This window comes from Glutamicibacter sp. NPDC088483, assembly GCF_044753145.1.
GTDB lineage: Bacteria > Actinomycetota > Actinomycetes > Actinomycetales > Micrococcaceae > Glutamicibacter.
The window spans coordinates 141,656-162,266 of the sequence record NZ_JBIVMP010000007.1; the positions used below are offsets into that span (position 1 = coordinate 141,656).

Annotated in this window: 17 protein-coding genes and 1 pseudogene; 6 read left to right on the plus strand and 12 right to left on the minus strand. The window is 60.3% G+C overall.

Annotated elements, in window-relative coordinates:
- Positions 1-27: 27 nt before the first annotated feature.
- Both ACIP6G_RS15420 and ACIP6G_RS15425 read right to left on the minus strand, forming a co-directional pair.
- Entirely contained in the window at positions 28-459 is a 432-nt protein-coding gene (locus ACIP6G_RS15420; RefSeq protein WP_400291166.1) for a hypothetical protein, read from the minus strand.
- Between the two features lie 32 nt (positions 460-491).
- Entirely contained in the window at positions 492-1,391 is a 900-nt protein-coding gene (locus ACIP6G_RS15425) for a 3-methyladenine DNA glycosylase (RefSeq protein WP_400291168.1), read from the minus strand.
- A gap of 77 nt (positions 1,392-1,468) precedes the next feature.
- Here ACIP6G_RS15425 and ACIP6G_RS15430 point away from each other — a divergent pair, with 77 nt between their 5' ends.
- The 3 genes from ACIP6G_RS15430 to ACIP6G_RS15440 all read left to right on the plus strand — a co-directional run bounded on the left by ACIP6G_RS15430 (position 1,469) and on the right by ACIP6G_RS15440 (position 4,878).
- Positions 1,469-2,023 carry a DinB family protein gene (locus ACIP6G_RS15430; RefSeq protein ID WP_400291170.1) on the plus strand — a complete coding sequence of 185 codons (555 nt, stop codon included), beginning with the start codon at positions 1,469-1,471 and terminating at the stop codon, positions 2,021-2,023.
- 221 nt (positions 2,024-2,244) lie between these two features.
- A complete protein-coding gene (locus tag ACIP6G_RS15435; protein ID WP_105657985.1) occupies positions 2,245-3,594 on the plus strand; it encodes a TIGR01777 family oxidoreductase in 1,350 nt (449 codons plus the stop codon).
- 153 nt (positions 3,595-3,747) lie between these two features.
- Positions 3,748-4,878, plus strand: a complete 1,131-nt coding sequence (locus ACIP6G_RS15440; protein ID WP_400291172.1) for a ferrochelatase — start codon at positions 3,748-3,750, stop codon at positions 4,876-4,878.
- Between the two features lie 231 nt (positions 4,879-5,109).
- Here ACIP6G_RS15440 and ACIP6G_RS15445 read toward each other — a convergent pair whose 3' ends face one another.
- From ACIP6G_RS15445 to ACIP6G_RS15460, 4 genes are all read right to left on the minus strand, one after another.
- Complete coding sequence (locus tag ACIP6G_RS15445; protein ID WP_400291174.1) at positions 5,110-5,490, minus strand: twin-arginine translocase TatA/TatE family subunit; 381 nt, start codon at positions 5,488-5,490, stop codon at positions 5,110-5,112.
- Positions 5,491-5,650: 160 nt separating this feature from the next.
- Entirely contained in the window at positions 5,651-7,051 is a 1,401-nt protein-coding gene (locus tag ACIP6G_RS15450; protein WP_400291176.1) for an LCP family protein, read from the minus strand.
- Between the two features lie 167 nt (positions 7,052-7,218).
- A complete protein-coding gene (locus ACIP6G_RS15455; protein ID WP_332730626.1) occupies positions 7,219-8,112 on the minus strand; it encodes a LysR family transcriptional regulator in 894 nt (297 codons plus the stop codon).
- A 310-nt stretch (positions 8,113-8,422) separates the two neighbouring features.
- Positions 8,423-9,847, minus strand: coding sequence for a CitMHS family transporter (locus tag ACIP6G_RS15460; RefSeq protein ID WP_105657989.1), 1,425 nt, complete (start codon positions 9,845-9,847; stop codon positions 8,423-8,425).
- Between the two features lie 186 nt (positions 9,848-10,033).
- Here ACIP6G_RS15460 and ACIP6G_RS15465 point away from each other — a divergent pair, with 186 nt between their 5' ends.
- Together ACIP6G_RS15465 and ACIP6G_RS15470 are read left to right on the plus strand one after the other, a co-directional pair.
- Positions 10,034-11,728 (plus strand): ATP-binding protein, encoded by a 1,695-nt coding sequence (locus ACIP6G_RS15465; protein WP_400291178.1) that lies wholly within the window; start codon positions 10,034-10,036, stop codon positions 11,726-11,728.
- The gene (locus ACIP6G_RS15470; RefSeq protein WP_105657990.1) at positions 11,725-12,396 is read left to right on the plus strand and encodes a response regulator; all 672 of its coding nucleotides are present in this window, start codon (positions 11,725-11,727) and stop codon (positions 12,394-12,396) included. Before ACIP6G_RS15465 ends, ACIP6G_RS15470 begins: the two co-directional genes overlap by 4 nt.
- A 12-nt stretch (positions 12,397-12,408) precedes the next feature.
- On the opposite strand, the gene ACIP6G_RS15475 is transcribed toward ACIP6G_RS15470, so the two are convergent.
- Complete coding sequence (locus tag ACIP6G_RS15475) at positions 12,409-13,164, minus strand: phosphotransferase (protein WP_400291180.1); 756 nt, start codon at positions 13,162-13,164, stop codon at positions 12,409-12,411.
- Positions 13,165-13,303: 139 nt separating this feature from the next.
- On the opposite strand from ACIP6G_RS15475, the gene ACIP6G_RS15480 reads away from it, so the two are divergent.
- Positions 13,304-14,911, plus strand: coding sequence for an alkaline phosphatase D family protein (locus ACIP6G_RS15480; RefSeq protein WP_400291182.1), 1,608 nt, complete (start codon positions 13,304-13,306; stop codon positions 14,909-14,911).
- A 71-nt stretch (positions 14,912-14,982) separates the two neighbouring features.
- Here ACIP6G_RS15480 and ACIP6G_RS15485 read toward each other — a convergent pair whose 3' ends face one another.
- The 5 genes and pseudogenes from ACIP6G_RS15485 to recR all read right to left on the minus strand — a co-directional run.
- The gene (locus tag ACIP6G_RS15485; RefSeq protein WP_105657993.1) at positions 14,983-16,269 is read right to left on the minus strand and encodes an aspartate kinase; all 1,287 of its coding nucleotides are present in this window, start codon (positions 16,267-16,269) and stop codon (positions 14,983-14,985) included.
- A 181-nt stretch (positions 16,270-16,450) separates the two neighbouring features.
- Positions 16,451-17,002, minus strand: a complete 552-nt coding sequence (locus ACIP6G_RS15490) for a hypothetical protein (protein ID WP_400291184.1) — start codon at positions 17,000-17,002, stop codon at positions 16,451-16,453.
- Between the two features lie 415 nt (positions 17,003-17,417).
- A complete protein-coding gene (locus tag ACIP6G_RS15495) occupies positions 17,418-17,894 on the minus strand; it encodes a MarR family winged helix-turn-helix transcriptional regulator (protein WP_400291186.1) in 477 nt (158 codons plus the stop codon).
- An 8-nt stretch (positions 17,895-17,902) separates the two neighbouring features.
- Positions 17,903-19,525 carry an MFS transporter gene (locus ACIP6G_RS15500; RefSeq protein ID WP_105657996.1) on the minus strand — a complete coding sequence of 541 codons (1,623 nt, stop codon included), beginning with the start codon at positions 19,523-19,525 and terminating at the stop codon, positions 17,903-17,905.
- A gap of 409 nt (positions 19,526-19,934) precedes the next feature.
- Positions 19,935-20,525, minus strand: a pseudogene (gene recR, locus ACIP6G_RS15505) (recombination mediator RecR); the annotation flags it as partial.
- Positions 20,526-20,611: the final 86 nt, after the last annotated feature.

Genomic DNA, 20,611 nt, shown 5'->3' on the forward strand with positions numbered 1-20,611 from the left:
CCGCGCAGTTATTCAGGGGTTATCGACTCATGTTTTCACGGAACCGAGTAGAAATGAGGCGGCATCCCAACGATCGATGGCGCAGCCGTTATGCCGTGAAAAGCTCGTATTCACCGTCTCGCCGTGCAGGGTTCCGCTTATTTCGGCCCGTTGCGGTCCACCGTATATTTCGGTGCAGATTTCCTGGGGATCAACTTCTCCGGCAATGGCACCGGGATCAAGCTCGAGCTGCAAGCAAGCTTTGGATGCGTTCGGCAATGTGCTGGATTCAGCGGCTTGTTCGCCGGTGCATTCCAGGGAGTACTGCTGTGAAATTTCGCTGCCGTCATCTCGAATGGTGATTTCCAATTGGGTCTGCGGCCCCTGTCCGATGCTGGTGGCGCAGGAAGCCAGCGAGAGGCTCACGCAGCCGAGCGCGATACCGGCCGGAATCAGGCGAAGGCCCCGTGCAGTAACCATGGATCAATCTTGCCTGCGGCCGCGAATAAGTTCTAGTCTTCCGGGAAGATTGGCAGGTTGTTGGCGACTTCCAGCAATTGATTGCGCAGCGAGTCGGCACGCTGGGCAAATTCCTTTTGCAATCTCACGTACGCGGCCTTGCCCTCGGGAGTTTCAATGCGGATGGGTTCATGGCCCCAATCGCCCAGATCATAGGGGGACGCCTGCATATCCATGGTGCGAATGTCCCAGGCGAGCTCGAAGCAGTCCATGACCAAGTCGCTTGGCACCGCAGGGGATAGCTTATAGGCCCACTTATACAGATCCATATTGGCGTGCAGGCAACCGGGCTGTTCCAGGTCGCGCTGGGTTTCCCTGGTCGGCTGCAGCTCGTTGAGCTCGATCGCCTGGGGAGTGTAGAAGCGGAATGCATCGAAGTGGGTGCAACGGATCTTGTGGGTTTCCACCACTTCGTCGGTTCCCTGCGCACCCAAGCGCAGCGGGAGATATTCATGGCGGATGCCGTTGACCTCGGATTTGTAGGCCATCGCCCATTCATGCAGGCCGAAGCAGGAGAAGTTTCCTGGCCGCTGCGCGGTGCCGGCCAGAATGATGCGGGCAAACTCGATGGCCCGGGCACGCGCCTTGCCGAATGCCTCCGCATCGAAGTGGTATCCCGTACCGTGGCCGGTTTGGACTCTGCGGTAGAACTTCCACTCGCCGCGTTCTTGGGCCGCGTCTCCGGCTAGAACCACGTTCATCCCTGGATGCCAGCGGTAGAGCTGGCCCGGCTTTTGCGTGTAATAGGTGAACAGGAAGTCCTCGATGGGATGCTTCTTGCCCTTCATCCGCCGTTCCACGAAAGGTTCGCCAAAGGCCCGCGCCCGCGCTTCATGCTCAGCGGCATGCGGCATCCACTGCGAGGGTTCCAAAACGGCGGCGGTCAGAGGCATACTTCTAATTATTCAATTCATGGGCCGATGAAACCAGTTTGGTACGCCAACTCACACTTCTCGCAAAGGGGTACGCCATGGAAATCCTGCCTCCCTGGGAACCGCCAATGAGCGGCTCCGACGAGCAGCATCTGTTCGGGATGCTTGACAGGCTGCACGCCACCTTCAGATACAAGGCCGAGGGGCTGGACATCGAACAGCTGGCAACCAAGTTGCCCAGCAGCCAGCTCAGCCTGGGCGGATTGCTCCAGCATCTTGCCCTTGTCGAAGATGAGAAATTCACCTACTTCATTGCCGGGCAACGACCTGAAGTCCTCCTTGGGTTCACTGCCAACGGGCGCGAGCACTTCGTGGTTGATCTGGAAGAGGATCCGGAGAATCTTTATCAACGCTACGACCGGGCCGTGGCCAAAAGCCGGGGAATCCAGCAGTCCGTTATCGAGGAAAGGAAGCTGGACACGGGCTCGGGGTTGGCCTTCGAAGGCAAGCATGCGTCGATACGCAGAATCATCTGCGACCTGATTGAAGAGTATGGGCGGCATGCAGGGCATGCGGATCTCTTGCGTGAAGCCATCGACGGGCGGGTGGGCGAGGATCCTCCCTTCGACTATCTTCCTGCATGGTATGCCTAGCTTTCTGGTTGCATTGGCAGCCGCTTCGGGCAACAGCCGGCCCGTTAGTTGTCCGCAATCAAGCTCTGTCCAGAAGTTCTTGTTCCTGCTCCAAGTCTGCCGGGATAGCGTGCTGCAGGAAACCGAGGGATTCATTGCGGCGCCGGACCAGACATTGCGACGGAATCCAGCAATTTCCCATCCTCGGGAACCGGCCTGCCTAAAGCCTCTAGGATGGGGCCATGAACACTGAGCGCTCCAGCCAACTTCCGGCATCTGCATCCGTTGTCTTCGACTGGTTCTCGCGACCCGGGGCCATGCAGCGGCTCTTGCCACCGTGGCTTCCGCTGAAGGTCATTGAAGAAGCCGGTTCGCTGAAGGACGGGACGGCCGTGCTGGGCCTTCCCGGCGGAGTGCTGTGGAATGCCAAGCACCAGCCTGAGGGGTTCGCGGAGAACCGCAGTTTCGTCGACCAGCTTGAACCCGAAGGGGTTCGCGGCCTTCCTGCCCGGGTGGTGCAGTGGCGGCATGAGCATTACTTCGAGCCCGCGGGCGCACAGTGCACGACCGTGGGTGACTGCATCCAGTCGAATATGCCAGGACGGCAGATCGAATCGATGCTTGCATACCGCCACCGCCAGCTGGCAGACGATTTTGCCGCACACCAGCGGGCGGCGCAGGCCGGGTTGAAGCCGCTGGTGATAGCGCTGACCGGTTCAAGCGGATTAGTCGGACAGGCTTTGTGCGCCTTCTTGTCCACCGGCGGGCACCGGGTCGTCAAGCTCGTGCGGCACGAGCCGGAATCGGCAAGCGAACGGCGCTGGAATCCGCTGGATCCTGACCCGGGCCTGCTCGATGGCTGCGACGCGGTCATCCATTTGGCCGGAGCCAGCATCTTCGGCCGGTTCAGCCAAGCACATCGGCAGGCAATTCTCTCCAGCCGCATCGAACCGACCCGATCCCTTGCCCTGCTGGCGTCACGTTCAGGTGTCCGGACCTTCATCAGCGCTTCGGCCATCGGATTCTACGGTGCTTCAGCCGGACCGCACCCATTGGACGAGACCGATTCCCCGCGGGCCGGGACTCCGGATTTCCTGGCTGACGTGGTGGACCGCTGGGAACGTGCGGCGAATGCGGGGGACAGCGGCATGCGCCGGGTGCAGATCAGGACCGGTATCGTGCTGAGCCCCAAAGGCGGGATGCTCGCCGTTTTGCGTCCTGTATTCTCCGCAGGCCTGGGCGGTCCCCTGGCAGGGGGAAAGCAGATGCTTTCGTGGATCGGGCTTGATGACCTGCTGGACATCTACCATCGCGCGCTCTGGGATTCGCAATTGGCAGGTCCGGTCAATGCGGTGGCACCGCAGCCGGTGAGCAACGCCGAATTCACCAGGGCCTTGGCGCGCGCAGTGCGGCGGCCTGCCATCATTCCGGTTCCTGCCGCGGCTCCCAAATTGCTGCTGGGAGCCGAAGGGTCCCACCTTCTGGCCATGGCCGATCAGAAAATTGTCCCGCGCAAATTGCTCGATGCCGGTCATCAGTTCCGCAATGAGCGCATTGAGCTGGAACTGGCTCATAGCCTGGGCAGTCGTTAGTTGTCGGCGACGCCCGCTGGCGATTCGGAGGCAAAGCAATTATTGTTAGCTTGGCTAGATAAAAGCTAATCTAGGTAATTGCTTGCGACTGCCAGCTCCGGGGAGTTTTGCCCATGGCGGCAGTTGCCCGAGAAGAAAGCGTGGACGATCCCGATGGGAAACATGCAGGTAGCGCCGTTTGATGCAGTTGTGCTGATGTCCTTTGGCGGGCCGGAAAAGCCCGAAGATGTCCTGCCCTTCCTGCAAAACGTTACCCGGGGACGAGGGATTCCGGACGAGCGCCTTGAAGAGGTGGGCGAGCACTACTACATGTTCGGCGGAAAATCGCCGATCAATGAGCAGAACCAGGCTTTGCAGCAAGCCGTTCAAGAGGAATTCGCAGCCCGCGGCATCGATACGCCACTGCTCTGGGGGAACCGGAATTGGGAACCGTACCTCACCGAAGTGGTCGGAAACCATGCGCGCAGGCACGGCTCGAGAAGGTTCCTGGCCATCGATACGTCGGCCTACTCCTCATATTCTTCGTGCCGGCAATACCGCGAGGATTTCGCCGGAACTGTGGCGGCACTGCAAGAAGAGGGCCTCGAGGTGGTGATCGATAAAGTCCGGCAGTACTACAATCATCCGGGATTCGCTCATGCGCAGTTGGACTGCGTGCGGAAGGGATTGAAGGAATTCAAGCAGCTCGTCGGCGGCCTGGACCGCAACCGGCACAAGATCTTATATGTCACCCATTCGATCCCTACTGCGATGCAAGAATCATCGCAGAAGTTCACCGCCGGCTACCAGCGGCAGCATGAGGAGCTCATGGCCTGGATTGGCGGGGAACTAGCTGGTGAGGAGCAGCTGGATGCCGAACTGGTGTACTGCTCCCGTTCTGGATCCATGCACACTCCCTGGTTGGAACCGGACATCAATGACCGCATGCGCGAGCTTGCGGAAACTGGAACTGAGGGCGTTCTGGTTGTACCCCTCGGATTCGTTTCGGACCACATGGAGGTCAAATTCGATCTGGATACCGAAGCGGCAGATACCGCGCGCGAGTTGGGGATGGCGTTTCTCCGTGCCGGCAGTGTTGGCACCTCACCGTCGTTTGTCAGCGGCTTGGTCGATCTGGTCCTGGAACGGGCAGCGCAAGTGCGTGGCGAGCAGCCGGAGTCATCGACCATCGCCGGAAGCAAAGCGCTGGGCCCGGGCAGTGGCGCCTGCTCCCTGAATTGCTGTGAAGGCACTACTAGGAAAAATACCGTTCCGAATTGGAGCGCCGGCGTGCCTACAGGCTAGGCCGGCAGCAGGCTGGTGGCCGATCCCGGGAATCCTTTTTCGGCCGGCCATCACGGTTGGCCGACGAATCAGCGAAGCTGGACCGATTGCGGATAGATGCCGGAATCCGTGCGATCCGGATGAAGGAACCGGGTGGAGCTTTGGGGACTGCGATGAATGAATTCTGTCCACCGGATCCGTATTCACTGCTCGCGCGGCCAGCGGACACTTGCGGCAAGGAGCAGTGGCGTCCTAAGTGCTTTCGTCGTCAAAAGGGGCCGGACCGGAGGGTTCTGGCGGTGATGATGAACTCCTGGTCTCGGGTCCCCTTGAGCGGGCAGAATCCGGGAATCCTTGGGCAGGCGGCTCTTCGAATTGATCTCGCAGCGCTTCGCTGATGATCCTTCGAGGATCATATTGCCGCGGATCGAACTTCTTCAGATCCATGTCCGCGAAATCCTCGCCAAGCTCCTCGCGGAGTTGTTCCTGGGCACCAGAGGCGAGTCGGCGCAACTCGCGAATCAGCGTGGCTAGTTTCCTTGCGTAGTCGGGCAATTTTTCAGGTCCGAGCAGCACGGCCGCCAAAATGGCCAGCACGATGAATTCATTGCCATTGATGCCTGCAATGCTCACTGTGAATCACCTCGCTGCAAGGGACGCGGTCAAACGGAATTGGCAGGTGCAGCCCAGCCGGAATACGAAGGCCAACAGCCGCGGGCAAACGGAGATTCGCCTGGCAGCCATTGCGGCATGGCAGGATTTTCCGGTGGCGCGGCCTGCCCTTGGGGCCGGCTCAGCCGCAGAGTTTCTGGTCTGCTTTGCGGCTGTTCACCTTGAGAGGCTGCTTTTCTGGCCGCCCCAGGTTTTGGTAATCCTGGCCCAGGATCAATTCGATGCTTTCGACATCGGCGACTGTTGCCTCGATGTCGAGATCGACTGTTTTGGCGAATGCGTCGGCTGTTTTCCTGGCTGCATCAGTATCCGGAATCAGCAGCCGTGTTTGCGCCTGCAAGGACGCCGCGGTAGTGATTGAAGTGACGGTGAAGCCTTGCTCCGTGGCTTCGTTGGCGAATTTGCCGGCCAGTCCGCTCACTCGCGCTGCGTTGGCTATGCTGACAGGCAGCTGCCGGGCGGAGGCTTTCGCCGTGGCAGTTTCTCCTGCATCCGATTCGGAGCCGGATTCGGACTCGGAATCCGGATTCACCTGGATGTCTTGCTTGATGCGTTCAAAGATGAGGGTCGCGTCCGGAGCCGGGACCACCCGGTTGGCGTTTGATGGTGCAGGCTGGGTCGGCATGGTCATGAAGGTGATCTTGTCCGTGGGAACGTCCTTGACCCGCGCAGCCAATCCTGCAAGTTCCGGTAGCGAACTCAGTTCCGGGTCCACGGTCATCGAGGAGGTAATCGCGTCAAGGAAAGAGTAGAGCCGGTCCGGGCGTGCGAGAACTTCCTTGCTGGTGGCACGCTGGACTATTGCGGACATGACCTTCTGCTGGTTTCCGAGCCGAGCGAGGTCGCTTCCATCGCCAACGGCATGGCGGGTCCTGGCCAGGGCAAGCGCATCGGTTCCGTCCAGCTCCTGCAGCCCGGCTGGAAGATCCAGGTTTGCTTTCGGATCGGTCATTGGCTGGGCCAGGCACACGCTGACCCCGTCGAGTGCGTCGATGATTGAAATGAATCCCTCGAAATCCACCTCAATGAAGTGGTTCAGGTGAACCCCGGTGAGCGCTTCCACCGCGGCGACAGAGCATGCGGGACCGTAATTCAGCGCAGAATTGATCATGCCGTATCCTCCGGCATAAGCGCCGGACCCGGTATCCGCGCAGGCCGGGCGCTGCAATACGGTATCGCGTGGGATCTGGACCGCCTCGATGCGCTCGTTGCCTGGCGACAAGTGGACAAGCAGCATGGAATCGCTGCGTCGGGAGCCGTTATCCGTGCCGAAGCCGGTGGAGCTGAAATCCCGGCTATCGGAACCGAGCACCAGCAGATTCAGGCCTTCGCTGGAGTCCGGGACATCCGCTTCAGACGCCCTGAGCGCCGAGACGGAAATATTCCCCTGCAGGCGCAGGAAGGCAATGCTGGTCGGCACCACTACTGCCAGCACCAGCGCCGCTGCAATGATGGCAGCTACCCGGCGCCGCGGCCGTTTGGAACTACGCCTGGCAGAGGAAGGTGTTCGTTGGGAATTCACGATCTTGCTCTCCTTGGTAGGACCATGGCCGGATTACCCATCAAGCTGACCACGTGGAACGGCGCTGGAACCAATAGCATGGTTGAGCCGAGCCATGCATGCGGCGCATGAAAGGCCGATTTCGCGCGCAGGTTCGGGAGAGCGGAAACCGCCTGGAGATCTCTGTCTCAGAGGTATTCGAGGAATTCGCCCAGCGCCGGATTACGGTATTCTTCGCGGCGGTAGATGACGCCCAGGGGCCTGCTGGCTGGCAAGCTCAGCGGGACCTGCTTGCCGCCGAAGATCACGGCGGTGCTGGCCATGATCCGTGGAACCAAGGTGATGCCGCCGGCGGCGATGCCCAGATGGACCAATGCGTCGCGTTGCGTTGTGGTGATGAGCCGCGGAGCGGTGGCCTTCAAGCTCCGGTAAACTTCGTCGGTGATCTTGCGAATCGAGGTGCCCTGGGGGAGGGTGGCCAGAGTCAGGGAATTGAGCAATTCAGGGCTTAGCCCAGTGTCCGGGTCCACCTCGGTATCCTCGGATACGACGGCCGAGAATTGCTGATCGCGCAGGGATTTGCCGATGAGGTCCGCGGGGATGCGCTCGTTCACGCCAAAAGCCACATCGGCACGATTCAGGCGAAGCGCATCGGCAAGCTGCTCGTCGTCCTCCACGCTCAGGATCTCTATCCGGACACCGGGGTGCTGGCGATGGAAGGGGCCGATGTACTCGGGCATGATTCCTCCAACCAGGGAGGGCAACCCCGCGATGCGCAGGGATCCGGTGGCCAATGCACGCGTGGAGGAGGCGATGGTTCCGATCGCGGCGACTTCACGCAGTGCGCGGCGGCCGGCAGGAATGATGCTCCGGCCAACCTCGGTCAGCACCATGTCCCTTCCAGCGGCCCGGAACACGGGCATGCCAAGAGTGCGCTCCAGCGCGCTAATGCGCCGGGACAAGGAGGGCTGGGAGATGCCAAGGATATCCGCGGCGGCGGTGAAGGAACCATAGTCCACAATCATGACAACCGCTTCGAGCTGGGCTAGGGAGATGCTGTTGTCCAGAGGTTCTCTTTCCATGCGCTGGAGCCTTCCTTTGCGTCGGGAGAAGACGGTTGAATTCGCGGTGTGGCCCAGTGGCGTGTCCATCCGGTCCAGGGGAAGCACGCGCTGTGCACGTCTTGCCCTGCCTCCAGTTTTTCACGGGAAACTGTGCTTGCTGAACCGGCGCCCTGTGCAGATGGTCAATGCTCGAATAGCTGCATGCGGCAGCCTCCGGCGGGCTGCCAACAGGGTCAGCCCGGGTTAAACACCGGACTCCGTGCCACCCGCTTGGAAATGTCCGGGTGGCACGGAGCCTGGCTGACGACGGACCTTTGGTCCTGGGGCGTTAGCCCATGTGGATGACACCAAGGAGCATGCCCGAAGCGAGCATGACCAAGGAGACCACCAACGCACGCCACAGCACCTTTTTGTGGTGATCGCCCAAGTCCACACGAGAGAGCGACACCAGCAGCAAGATGGCTGGAACGAGCGGAGACTGCATGTGCACTGGCTGTCCGGTGATGGAGGCGCGAGCCATATCCACCGCTGGTACACCGAAATGCGCGCCGGCTTCGGCGAGAACTGGCAAGACGCCGAAGTAGAAGGCGTCATTGCTCATGAGGAAGGTAGCTGGAATCGAAATCAGCCCGGTCAGTACTGCCATGTATGGACCCATGGAGGTAGGAATGACATCCACCAGCCACTGGCTCATGGCATCAACCATGCCGGTGCCGGAGAGCACGCCGGTGAGCACTGCCGCGGCGAGCACCATGGAGACCACGGCAATGATTTCGCTGGAGTGCGCGGCGATCATCTTCACCTGGTCGGAGACCTTGGGGAAGTTGACGATCAAGGCGATCGCGGTACCCACCATGAACAGGTAGGGCAACGGAGTGACATCGACTACCAGCAGCACCATGATGGCGACGGTCAGTGCCAGGTTGAAGTAGAAGGTCTTGGGGCGCAGGGTCTCGCGATCCGGATCCAGGACGGTGCCGTCCAAGGTGGAAGCTTCGGTGCCATCGCCCTTGCGAGCCACGGATTCCAGTACGGCCAGGTTGCCTCCGGCAGGGGAAGTGCCAGCAGGGCTCTTTCCTCCGGTTGGGGTGGAAACGTTGCCGCCACCGAGTTCGGTGCCCCAGATTTCCGGACGCTCGCGCTGCAAGCGGCGGCGTTCGGATACGCCCATCTGCCATGCGAACAGGGCAATGACAATGAGGGAAATTCCCAGCGCAGGGAGCATCGGCACGAAGATTTCCGAGGCGTCAACGCCAAGTGCCGCTGCCGCGCGGGCCGTTGGGCCGCCCCAGGGAACGATGTTCAGCGTGCCATTGGTCAGGCCTGCAACGCAGGTCAGGACCACTGGGCTCATGCCCAGGCGCTGGTAGATCGGCAGCAGAGCCGCGGTAACCACAATGAAGGTGGTCGAGCCATCGCCATCGAGGGAAATTACGCCGGTGAGCAGCGAAGTGCCCATGACGACCTTGGCGGGGTCGTTGCCCACTAGCTTCTGGATGCCGGAGACCAATCGGTCGAACAAGCCGACGTCGATCATGATGCCGAAGTACATGATGGCGAACATCAGCAGGGCTGCGGTACTGGACATGTCCTTGACCGCGTCCATGACCATGTCGCCAAGGCCGAATCCAGCACCGGTGAACAAGCCGAAGATGGTTGGAACCAGAATCAATGCCAGCAGCGGCGTCATGCGTTTTGTCATGATCAGCACCATGAAGGTGGCGACCATGAGGAATCCGAGTACAACGAGCATTGACCCGACCTCCATTTCAGTGTGAGTGAATCCTTAGTCCCCACAAGCTAGGAGGGGCACCCATTCAAGGTACGTGTCGGTGCTCACTTTGCGCGTCTTGTGCTTATTGTTGAAGGCTTAAGTTCTTTGCCAACTTTTTGCTCATTAAAATCACGAGAGTGGAAAGATGGGTTTATGCTGGGTGGCATGTTCCGTTCTGGCGCCGGCACCCGGCATTTCGCATCACGCATCATGCGACTTCAATTCCTGGTCGTAGGTGTTCTGATTGTTCTCGTTACCGCCGGAACGCTTTTCGCCAGCTATGACCGCGTCTATTCGAAAGCCGAGGATACCTCGCTGACCATAGCTCGTTCGGTGGCCGTCTTGCCGGAAGTAGTTGAACAGGTCTCGCACTATGCAAAGCTGGACGAGCTGGATGCCAAGGCGCTCGCCGATGGAAAACTGCAGCAACTGGCAAACGCTGTCATTGGGCAAGAGCAAGCGTATTTCGTGGTGATTACCGAGGACCGCGGACTGCGCTTGAGCCATCCGAACCCCGAGGAACTGGGCCAAATGGTTTCTACTGACCCGGTGGCGCTGGAAGGCATTGAAGCGGTCTCCCGGGAACACGGAACCCTTGGTGAATCGGTGCGCGCCAAGGTCCCGGTCTACAGTACCGCGGGTGCGGTCATCGGAGAGGTTTCCGTGGGCGTGACCACTGACTCCTTGACCGGGGCACTGCTTGGGTCCTTCGCCTGGATTGTATTGTTTGCGGCGATTTGCGCAGCCTTGGCAGTGCTTGCCGGACGAGTCACCGTACGCCGTTTGAAGCGCCAGACCCTTGGGCTGGAACCGGCCGAAATTGCCCAGCTTGTCAGGGACCAGCAGGCCGTGCTCTACGGTGTTACCGAAGGTGTCATGGGCATTGGCGCCGATAGCCGGATTACCGTGCGCAACAGGGCCGCCAGGCAATTGCTGGGACTGCCGCACCGCACCGAATTGGAGGACGTGGTCGGCCGCCACTTTGAATCCGCTGGTTTGGATCACCGGCTGGTCAGGGCGATCAAGGAATGCGACCCGGCACCGGTGCGCTTTGCGGCCAATGGCAACTCGCTCATAGCCCGCGTGACCAAGGTCGACCGTGACGGAGTGGACCTCGGACTGGTCGTGCTGCTCCATGATGTCACCACCCTTGAAGCGTTGGGAACCAAACTCGATGCAGTCCAGGACATGGCCGATGCGCTGCGCGCCCAGCGCCATGAATTCGCCAACCGAATGCACGCAGTCCTCGGGCTGATCAACTTGGGCAAGATCGAACAGGCAGAAGACTACCTGCGTGAGGTGATGGAATCCGGGCCGAAGATCGCTCGGGTTCCCGGGCTGGAGGCCATCCAGGACGCTTACCTCTCGGCGTTTATTTCGGCGAAGGCGGTGCGCGCCCACGAACAAGGCATAGAACTGAGAGTGTCTGCCCAATCCATGCTTTTCGGACACATCGCCTCGGCCCACGATGCCCAAGACGCCACCGCAGTCCTGGGGAATCTGCTGGATAACGCCTTCACGGCAGCTCTTTGCACAGATGCAGAACCCTGGGTGGAAATCGACTTGCTCTCCGAAGGGAACACCTTGCACATCGCCGTGGCCGATTCTGGACCCGGCATTACCACCGACGAGGATATCTTCGCCCGGGACGTCAGCACCGGGTCACATCTGGGTGGCGATCATGGCCATGGCGTCGGATTGCCGCTGATCAGACGGCTCGCCCAAGCCCGCAGCGGGGACGTCTGGATAGCGGACCGCGGGACGGATGGTTCCGGGGCAGTTATCGCAGCAAGATTGCCGGCGGTACTGGTGGAGCCAGCCAATACGGAAAACGACGAGATTGAAGGAGCGCAACATTGAGCGAGAATTCCAGCGGCAACTACCGGGTGCTAATTGTCGATGACGATTTCCGGGTAGGAGAGCTGCACGCTGAGATGGTCAACGCCATCCCCGGGTTCCAGGCCCTGGAGCCTGTGCAGGATCCGCGTGTTGTGCCCAAAATGGTGCAGAGCCTGAAACCTGATTTGGTATTGCTGGATCTCTACCTGCCGCATGTCAGTGGAATCGAGCTGTTGAGAGAACTCGATGTTGATGCGATCATGATTTCCGCGGCGATTGAACCGAAGAATATTGACAAAGCGCTGCGCTCGGGCGCACTGGCGTTCATCATCAAGCCCTTTGAGGCCAAGACCCTGGCCGCCAAGCTCAAAGGCTGGGCTCGCTATCGTCGCCAATTGACCGGGACCGCGGAGTTCAACCAGCAGGGCGTGGACCGGTTGTACCGGGCGCTTCAAGGGGGCGAAGAAACCAACGCATCGGTGGGTGCCGCCCCCACCGAGCAGGCAGTTCTTTCCTGCGTCAAGGATGCTACCGAACCCATGAGCGTCGCCGAGGTCGCGGAGGCAATTGGGGTTGCCCGTGCGACAGCGCAACGGTATTTGGCGGCGCTGGTGGCCAATGAATCCCTGGAGCTGCAGCTTGGATACGGAACTCGTGGCCGTCCCGAGCACCGTTACGTGGCACGCTAGCGGCTCGGCCTCCTAGGTTGCGTCCCAGACCTTTCGGTAGAACGACACCTTCCGCTCATCGGGTTCGATTCCGTACCCGGCGTAGACATGCTGTTCGAAACCAGGCCCGTAATTCCACTCGGTGCTCCATGCGGCAACGGCGAGATCCGCCCAGCGGTCTCCGACACCCAATTTCCCCATATCCACATGCGCGCTGAAATCATGGCTATCGGTGATGATCGTGTTGGGCAGGCAAGCATCGCCATGGCAGACCACAAGATCAAGCTCCGGGATTTCAGCCAGCAAAGCAGCTTGCTCCTGGGCAGGCAGGTGCTGGATGCGGGATTCCAGATCCCAGCTGAAGGGGCACTGGTCGACCGGCAGCCGATCGTGCAGGTGGCGCAGACCGGCGCCCACTGCATACGCGGATCGCGCCGGATCGCTTTTGCCAAGCTCGCTGACTGCACTGTGCCCGGGCAATGCTGCCGTGACGAGCAGCTGGCCGTCAGCATGCTGTCCGCAGCTGAGCACTTCGGGGACTCTGATGAATTCTCCCGCCCACCGCATGCGCAGGGCTTCAGCCAGGAGATCGCCGTCCTCTGCGGGAGGGTATCCCGGCGACCACTTGGCGAAGCGCATCTGCTCGCCCTGTCCAATCCGGTATGTTATCCCGCCTAATGCGTTCTGCCAGATACCCTCGATTTCCGCCTGGCCGGCTGCAGTGCGCGCAGCTGGAGGAATTGGGTGGCCAGCGGACGGCGGGCCAGAAATGACTTGAGGTGAACTCATTTTTCCAGTCTGCCAGTAATGGGCGTGCTTTGGAGTTCAGGATCTCTGGATTCGTGGCGTGGACTGGACACGAATGATTTCTCTTGGTGTTCATCTGGGCTCAAGGAAATGGCTGATCAAGTCGTGAACACTGAATCCCATGAATAATATTTCGCGACGCAAATTGCTCACCGGCGCCATTGGCGCAGGTGCATTGACCTTGGTTGGGCCCACTGGAGCAGCGCTGGCTTCCAGCAGTCCCCGACTCGTGCGTTCCCGCCTGGGATTGACCAGCGGATTTTCCATGGGGGATGTCTCTGCCAGCAATGCCGTACTCTGGGCTCGCAGCTCCGGGGAAGGCCGCTTGCGCGCGCAGCTGCGTGCGGTGGACGAAGCAGGGGAAATCATCCGCGGCCGTGGATCCTTCGCCAAGACTTTGCGCGGTGCCTACGCCCGCGAGGCCACTGACTTCACTGCAAAGATCAATGCCGAGCATCTGCCTGCCGGTACCCGTTTCGCAGTCAGCATCGGTTTCGAGGACGATAACGGCACCCTTGGCGAGACTCAGAACGGCTGGTTCAGCACCGCACCGGCGTTGACCGGTCGCCGCAACCACGACGCCTCCCGTGCCCAGAGTTTTGTGTGGTCCGGCGACACCGCTGGCCAGGGCTGGGGCATCAACGAAGAAATCGGTGGCATGCGCGCCTACGCGGCCATGCATGCAACCAAGCCGGACTTCTTCGTGCACAGCGGCGACACCATCTACGCCGACGGTCCGATTGCCGCAGAAGTTGTGGAACCGGACGGCCAGATCTGGCGCAACTTGGTCACCGAGGAAGTCTCCAAGGTGGCCGAGACCCTGGCCGAGTACCGTGGGCGGCACCGCTACAACCTGATGGACCACAATGTGCGTGCCATGTATTCAGAGGTTCCGGTGATTGCCCAGTGGGATGATCACGAGACCCATAACAACTGGTGGCCGGGTGAGGTCCTCGAAGATGAGCGCTACACGGTGCGCGATATCAACACCCTTGCCGCCCGTGGCCGCCAGGCCTGGCAGGAATACCAGCCGATCGCCGACCCGCGCGCCATGCGCGCAGGCACCGGATTCGAGGCGGCACGCATCTACCGCAAAATCTCGCGTGGTCCAGCAATGGACCTGTTCGCATTGGACATGCGCAGCTACAAGTCCGAGAACACCACCGGAATGGAAGAGAAGTCCACTTCAATTCTCGGCGAAGAGCAGCTGAATTGGCTAGTCGATTCCTTGGCCAAGTCCAAGGCAACTTGGAAAGTCATTCTCAACGACCTGCCGCTGGGCATCATTGTTCCGGACGGCAAGGCGCAGGAATCAATTTCCAACGCAGACCACGGCGCACCACTAGGCCGCGAGCTGGAACTTGCCCGCCTGCTCAAGGCCATCAAGGACCGCGGCATCAAGAATGTCGTCTTCCTGACCGCGGATGTGCACTATTGCGCGGCGCACCACTACTCTCCAGAGCGTGCAGCCTTCAGCGAGTTCAATGAGTTCTGGGAATTCGTGGCCGGTCCAGTCAATGCCGGTTCTTTCGGGCCGAACCAAATGGATGGCACTTTCGGTCCACGCGTGGACTTCTCGCTGGCTGGCACCACCAACCAGTCGCCGCGCGATGGCAAGGGCCAGTTCTTCGGCCACGTCGACCTCGATGAGCAGGACCTGTTCACCGTCACGCTGCGCAATGGCTTGGGCGAAATCGTCTATACCAAGACACTGGAACCGAATAAATAGCAGTTAATAGGGAGAACGCCTGCGAAACAGTAATTGTTTCGCAGGCGTTCTCCCTATCAGCTTGGCGGCGCTTAGCGGCCGGTGCCGCCGTAGACGGTGGCTTCCACATCGGTATCCAGATCGAACGCGGTGTGGATAGCGCGTACTGCATCGTTGAGCTTGTCGGCGTCGGTGACCACGGAGATGCGGATCTCTGAAGTGGAGATCATGTCCACGTTCACGCCCGCGCGGTGCAAGGCCTCGAAGAAGGTGAAGGAGACTCCTGGATTCGAGCGCATTCCGGCACCGATCAACGAGAGCTTGCCAACCTCGTCATTGTGCTCGATTTCCTCGAAACCGATCTCCGGCTTCGCGGTGTTCAGTGCTTCAAGCACATGCTTGGTCTCGGTCATCGGCAGGGTGAAGGAGATATCGGTGGCACCCGAACCGCGCGTCGAGATGTTCTGCACAATCATGTCGATATTGGCCTGCGCAGCGGCGATAACGCCGAAAATCTGTGCTGCTTTACCGGGGATATCCGGTACGCCAATGATGGTGACCTTGGCTTCGGAGTGGTCGTGGGCGACACCTGAGATGATTGGCTGTTCCAAGGGTTCTCCCTCTTGAATTTTGATTTTGTCTTCGGGATCCGGGAGCACCCAGGTGCCCTCGTTGGTGCTGAATGAAGAGCGCACGTGCAGCGGCACGCCGAAACGGCGGGCGTATTCCACGCAACGCAGGTGCAAGATCTTCGAGCCGCTGGCGGCCATTTCCAGCATTTCTTCACTGGTGATCTTCTCGATCTTCTTGGCCGAGGCGACCACGCGCGGGTCGGCGGTGTAGATGCCGTCCACGTCGGTGTAGATTTCGCAGACATCGGCGCCCAGAGCTGCGGCCAGCGCGACGGCGGTGGTATCCGAGCCGCCACGGCCCATGGTGGTGATGTTCTTGGATTCCTTGCTCATGCCCTGGAACCCAGCGACGATGGCGATGAATCCGCGGTCGATAGCACGGCGTACGCGCTGTGGGGAGACCTCCATGATGCGGGCTTTGCCGTGGGTCGAGTCGGTGATCAATCCTGCCTGCGAGCCGGTGAATGAAGCGGCCTGCTCGCCGAGCTGGTTGATCGCCATCGCCAGCAGCGACATCGAGATGCGTTCGCCAGCGGAGAGCAACATGTCCATCTCGCGGGCTGGTGCATCATCGGTAAGCTGGCCTGCCAGGTCTAGCAAGTCATCGGTGGTGTCGCCCATTGCGGAAACAACGACAACGACGTCATGGCCCTTGGACTTAGTATCAATAATTCGGCGCGCTACACGCTTGATGCCTTCGGCATCTGAAACGGAAGAACCGCCAAACTTTTGAACAATTAGGCCCATGGGCACTCACTCCACCTGTTGAAAGCTGTGCCTCGCCGCCGGTGCTTTTTGATGGAACTGTGGCGCGAGACATCTACCAGATAAATATTGTGACAGCTACGGGGCGACATGTCCTAGTTGTGAAGGTAACCATTGGTCATATTGCCTAGGAACCTCAATGCAGGTTGTTGAAAAACACTGGCTACCCCTTGAATTCAGCCAAAATTTGTCGCCAAAAGCTCTTCCATCCAGACACCTGTTCAGGTGTTCCAGCCTTAGTAATGTTTATGGCAACCGAGGATTTTCCACCTTTGAGGCCAATGTCTACCTGTGTCTTGGTTCCGTCGCTGAAATCAGCTCGCCAATAGCGCCATCGCTCTGAGCCGCTGGTGCGTGCAGGTTCGGAAAGCTGGTGGCCGTTGAACTCCTGGCGCCCCTGGACGCAGGCGATCCAGCGTTCCAGCGCGGTATCCAAATCAGCATCGATGGTGCTGCTCACCGAACCTTGGAAGGTGCCGTCTTGGGATTGGCCGGGCAGGCGTCGGCCAATGTGCTGCTCATAGGCTACAGCCACGGATTGAGCCCACCAGCCCGGAGTATCGACGGTTGGGGGCATGTGGGTGAAAGCCAGTTCGGCTATCTGCCTGTGCGTAAGTTGATCGGCTCCGCCAGCGCACAGTTTGGCGCACCACTGATCCCATTCAATGCCGGTGGCCTTGGCGATGGCCGGGAGGTTGCTGCTTTTTGTTGCCATGAGGACAGTCTAGGGCGGACTTGGAGCTGTCGGTACTCCGAAGCGATGCGCCGGGCCCGCAGGAGCCTGCCGCTTTTCTGCGGGTCCTGCATCAGCGGAAGCAGCCTCTGAATCCATTCGTTCTGCGTCATGTCGCGCAGGCCCGCGGCATCCATGATGCCTGCCCATTCCTTCCACTCTTGAACCAGTGCGGATTTCGATTTTCCCTGACCTGCCCAGTGAAGTGCTCATGTGCCGAAACCTGGCAAGCTCCAACAACAAGGTGGCCGCGGCGCCGCTGTCTGGCGCCGGGGAATGGGCCGTGAGCGAGGGCGCTGTGCGAAGCCGTGAACTGCCGGTGCATGTAGTGGGCTTTAAAAGCCCCTGGCCGGTCTTCTCGGTAATTCCGAGAAGACCGGCCAGGGATTGGACTGCTTTAGAGGGACTTGATTTCCAAATTCAATCGGCTCAGGAGGTCGATGAGTGCCGACAGATCCTCATTGTCCCAATTGGTCATGCGCGAGCGGAGCTCTGTACGCCACCCTTGGAAGCATTCATGCCACCTTTCAACCGCAAGCTCGGTAGGCAGGATGTGGAACACCCTCCGGTCTTCCGGGTCGACTTCACGCTTGACCAGCGCCAGCTGTTCCAGCTTGGTGATCATGCGCGATAGCGCAGCTTTATCGACCAGCAAGTGTTCGCAGATTTCAGACTGGGTGATGCGTTGGCTGCGCAGAATCATCCCGAGCACGGGCAGGTATCCCGGGGTGAGTCGGCTGTCGAGCCGAGTGGCCAGTTCCCGCTTGGCACGCGTCGTCAGCGCGATCAGTGAAAATAATTCCTGTTCGGCTGACGCATAGAGATCGGGGCGTTGAGTGGCGGGAACGTCTTCGGCTTTGCTTGAAACCTGCACCGGATCTCCTAGTTGCCAGCTGGCGTTTCTGCCTTGGCTGCGTCCTGGTCCTCAGCAGCCAGCTCCTGCATGCGTTCACTTGCAGTCTGGGTCTTCAGCGACTGGTTGGGGATCAGGCAGACAGCCACGACGATGAGCAGCGACAGCGGAGCGGCAATGGTGAACAGCGAAGGCACTGCGTCGCCGTAGATGGACTCGAAGATCACGCGGACCGGTTCAGGCATCGCTGCAACTGAAGGCAGGGTGCCCGATCCCAATGCTGCGGTCAGCTCCTTGGCTTGGTCGCCCAGGGAAGCCAGGGCTGCGGCCAAATCGGATTGCCGGTCGGCGATCATGTTCGGCACAGTGGTCGCCAGTATGGCGCCCAGGCCTGCGGTACCTGCAGTGCCGCCCAAGGTGCGGAAGAAGTTCACGGCCGAGGAGGCTACACCCAGTTCCTTGACGTGGACCGAGTTCTGCACGACCAGCACCATGTTCTGCATGACAAGGCCCATGCCGGCGCCGAGGATGAACATGTAGGCGGCGACCAACGCGTAGTTGGTGTCGTAGTGGATGGTTCCCAGCAGGAACAGCCCAACGACGATCAGCACCGAACCGGTGACAACCAGTGCCTTCCACTTGCCGGTGCGCGAGATCATCGCACCGCCGATGGTGGAGATGACCAGCAGGCCGCCCATCAGCGGGAAGGTCATCAGGCCGGCCATGGTGGCTGATGCGCCACGGGCCATGATCATGTACTGGCTGAGGAACACCGAGGTGCCGAACATCGAAACGCCAACGGCCAGCGATGCGATGACCGCGAAGGTGAAGGTGCGGTTCTTGAACAGGCCCAGGCTCAGCAGCGGCTCGGAGGACTTGGCTTCGACCAGAATGAACAGCGCCAGCAGGATTACCGCACCGGCAATCATCAGGTAGCTGGTCGTCGAGGCCCACTCGAACTGCGAGCCGCCCAGCGACATCCAGATCAGCAGCAGCGAGACGCCGGAGGAAAGCAGGACGATGCCCCAGTAGTCGATCTTGACCTTGCGCTTGGCCATGGCCGGAAGGTGCAAGGTGCGCTGGATCAGGATGACCGCAGCGATGGCGAAAGGCAGGGCGATGAAGAAGTTCCAGCGCCAGTTGATGGTGTCAGTAACGAAGCCGCCGATCAGCGGGCCGCCCACGGTTCCAACGGCCATGACAGCGCCGAACAGGCCCATGTACTTTCCGCGTTCGCGAGGGGAGAGGAAATCGGCCATGACGATCTGCGCCAAGGCGCCAACGCCGCCACCGGCCAGTCCCTGGACAACGCGCATGGTGATCAGGAAGCTGGTGTCCTGCGAGAAACCTGCGGCGGCCGAGGCCAGCACGAAGATGCCGAGCGAGATCTGCAGCAGCAGTTTGCGGTTGCCCAGGTCGGCGAGCTTGCCCCAGATCGGAGTGGAGATGGTGGTCGCCAACAAGGTGGCGGTGACCACCCAGGTGTAGGCGGTCTGGCTGCCGTTGAGATCGGAGACGATCACTGGCAGCGAGCTGGAAACGACGGTGCTGGCCAAGATGGATACGAACATGCCCATCAAAATGCCCGTGAGGGCAGTGAGGATTTCGCGGTGAGTCATCTTGGGCTTGGCGACCGGTGCGGTTGCGGTCATGGAAGCTCCAAAAATTTAGGGTCAGGCATAGAGGGCCTGAATGGTTGATTGATATCAACTATACGGCGATAGTTGACTATTATCAACTAAGCGTGTTTCACCCCACATCACCGTGCTGGCATAGAAAAACGCCCTGCGCTCAAGCCGGCGAACCGGAAGAGTGCAGAGCGTTCCAAGGCAACCAGGACTACTGGCTGCGACGGTTATCCATCTCGGGAACTACCGGATGCGAAGGCCCTTCGCCAGCGTTGCTGGAAGCAACCGGCGCACCGCCAACGTGCAGCAGGCGAGGTTCGGATAGCTGGGCTTTCGGCTTTTCTGCAGGTTCTCCGGACTGATCTTGCGGCGCCTGCTCCTCGGATCCCTGCTTCTCGGACTTGGCGCGGGCCGGACCCGGCGCGGTGCGGCCGGCAGCGCGACGTCCCTCGAAAGCGCGGGCCAGGGTCACTTCATCGGCGTATTCCAGATCGCCGCCCACCGGCAGGCCGGAAGCCAGCCGGGTGATGTGGATGCCCAAAGGGGCTAGCGCGCGCACCAGGTACACGGCGGTGGCTTCGCCCTCGAGATTCGGGTCGGTGGCCAGGATCAGTTCGGTGATCGAGTCATCGGCCAAGCGGGTTACCAGCTCGCGGATGTGCAGCTGTTCCGGGCCAATGCCTGCCAGCGGATTAATGGAACCGCCGAGCACGTGGTACTTGCCGGAGAACGCCCGGGTGCGCTCAATGGCCAGGACGTCCTTGGACTCCTCCACGATGCAGATCTTGGTGCCATCACGGCGTTCATCGCGGCAAATGGCGCAGGTTTCCTGCTCCGAGATGTTGAAGCAGATCTCGCAGAACTTCACCTTTTCCTTGACCAGCTGGATCGAGGCGGCGAGCCGGGTCATGTCCTCGGCATCGGCGTCTAGAATGTGGAAAGCAATGCGCTGAGCCGACTTCGGGCCGATGCCAGGCAAGCGACCGAGCTCGTCGATCAGTTCCTGTACAGCACCTTCGTACACGTGCGCCTACTTTCTAGCTTGCTTCAATACCGTGAAATTGTTCCGTGGTACACCCTAGTGTCTCACTCCGACAGTTCGCCGTGGTG

Excerpts from the sequence above, each read along its gene's own strand:
- ACIP6G_RS15420 (WP_400291166.1), bottom strand. The coding sequence starts at position 459 with ATGGTTACTGCACGGGGCCTTCGCCTGATTCCGGCCGGTATCGCGCTC.
- ACIP6G_RS15425 (WP_400291168.1), bottom strand. The coding sequence starts at position 1,391 with ATGCCTCTGACCGCCGCCGTTTTGGAACCCTCGCAGTGGATGCCGCAT.
- ACIP6G_RS15430 (WP_400291170.1), top strand. The coding sequence starts at position 1,469 with ATGGAAATCCTGCCTCCCTGGGAACCGCCAATGAGCGGCTCCGACGAG.
- ACIP6G_RS15435 (WP_105657985.1), top strand. The coding sequence starts at position 2,245 with ATGAACACTGAGCGCTCCAGCCAACTTCCGGCATCTGCATCCGTTGTC.
- ACIP6G_RS15440 (WP_400291172.1), top strand. The coding sequence starts at position 3,748 with ATGGGAAACATGCAGGTAGCGCCGTTTGATGCAGTTGTGCTGATGTCC.
- ACIP6G_RS15455 (WP_332730626.1), bottom strand. The coding sequence starts at position 8,112 with ATGGAAAGAGAACCTCTGGACAACAGCATCTCCCTAGCCCAGCTCGAA.
- ACIP6G_RS15460 (WP_105657989.1), bottom strand. The coding sequence starts at position 9,847 with ATGCTCGTTGTACTCGGATTCCTCATGGTCGCCACCTTCATGGTGCTG.
- ACIP6G_RS15465 (WP_400291178.1), top strand. The coding sequence starts at position 10,034 with ATGTTCCGTTCTGGCGCCGGCACCCGGCATTTCGCATCACGCATCATG.
- ACIP6G_RS15475 (WP_400291180.1), bottom strand. The coding sequence starts at position 13,164 with ATGAGTTCACCTCAAGTCATTTCTGGCCCGCCGTCCGCTGGCCACCCA.
- ACIP6G_RS15480 (WP_400291182.1), top strand. The coding sequence starts at position 13,304 with ATGAATAATATTTCGCGACGCAAATTGCTCACCGGCGCCATTGGCGCA.
- ACIP6G_RS15485 (WP_105657993.1), bottom strand. The coding sequence starts at position 16,269 with ATGGGCCTAATTGTTCAAAAGTTTGGCGGTTCTTCCGTTTCAGATGCC.
- ACIP6G_RS15490 (WP_400291184.1), bottom strand. The coding sequence starts at position 17,002 with ATGGCAACAAAAAGCAGCAACCTCCCGGCCATCGCCAAGGCCACCGGC.
- ACIP6G_RS15500 (WP_105657996.1), bottom strand. The coding sequence starts at position 19,525 with ATGACCGCAACCGCACCGGTCGCCAAGCCCAAGATGACTCACCGCGAA.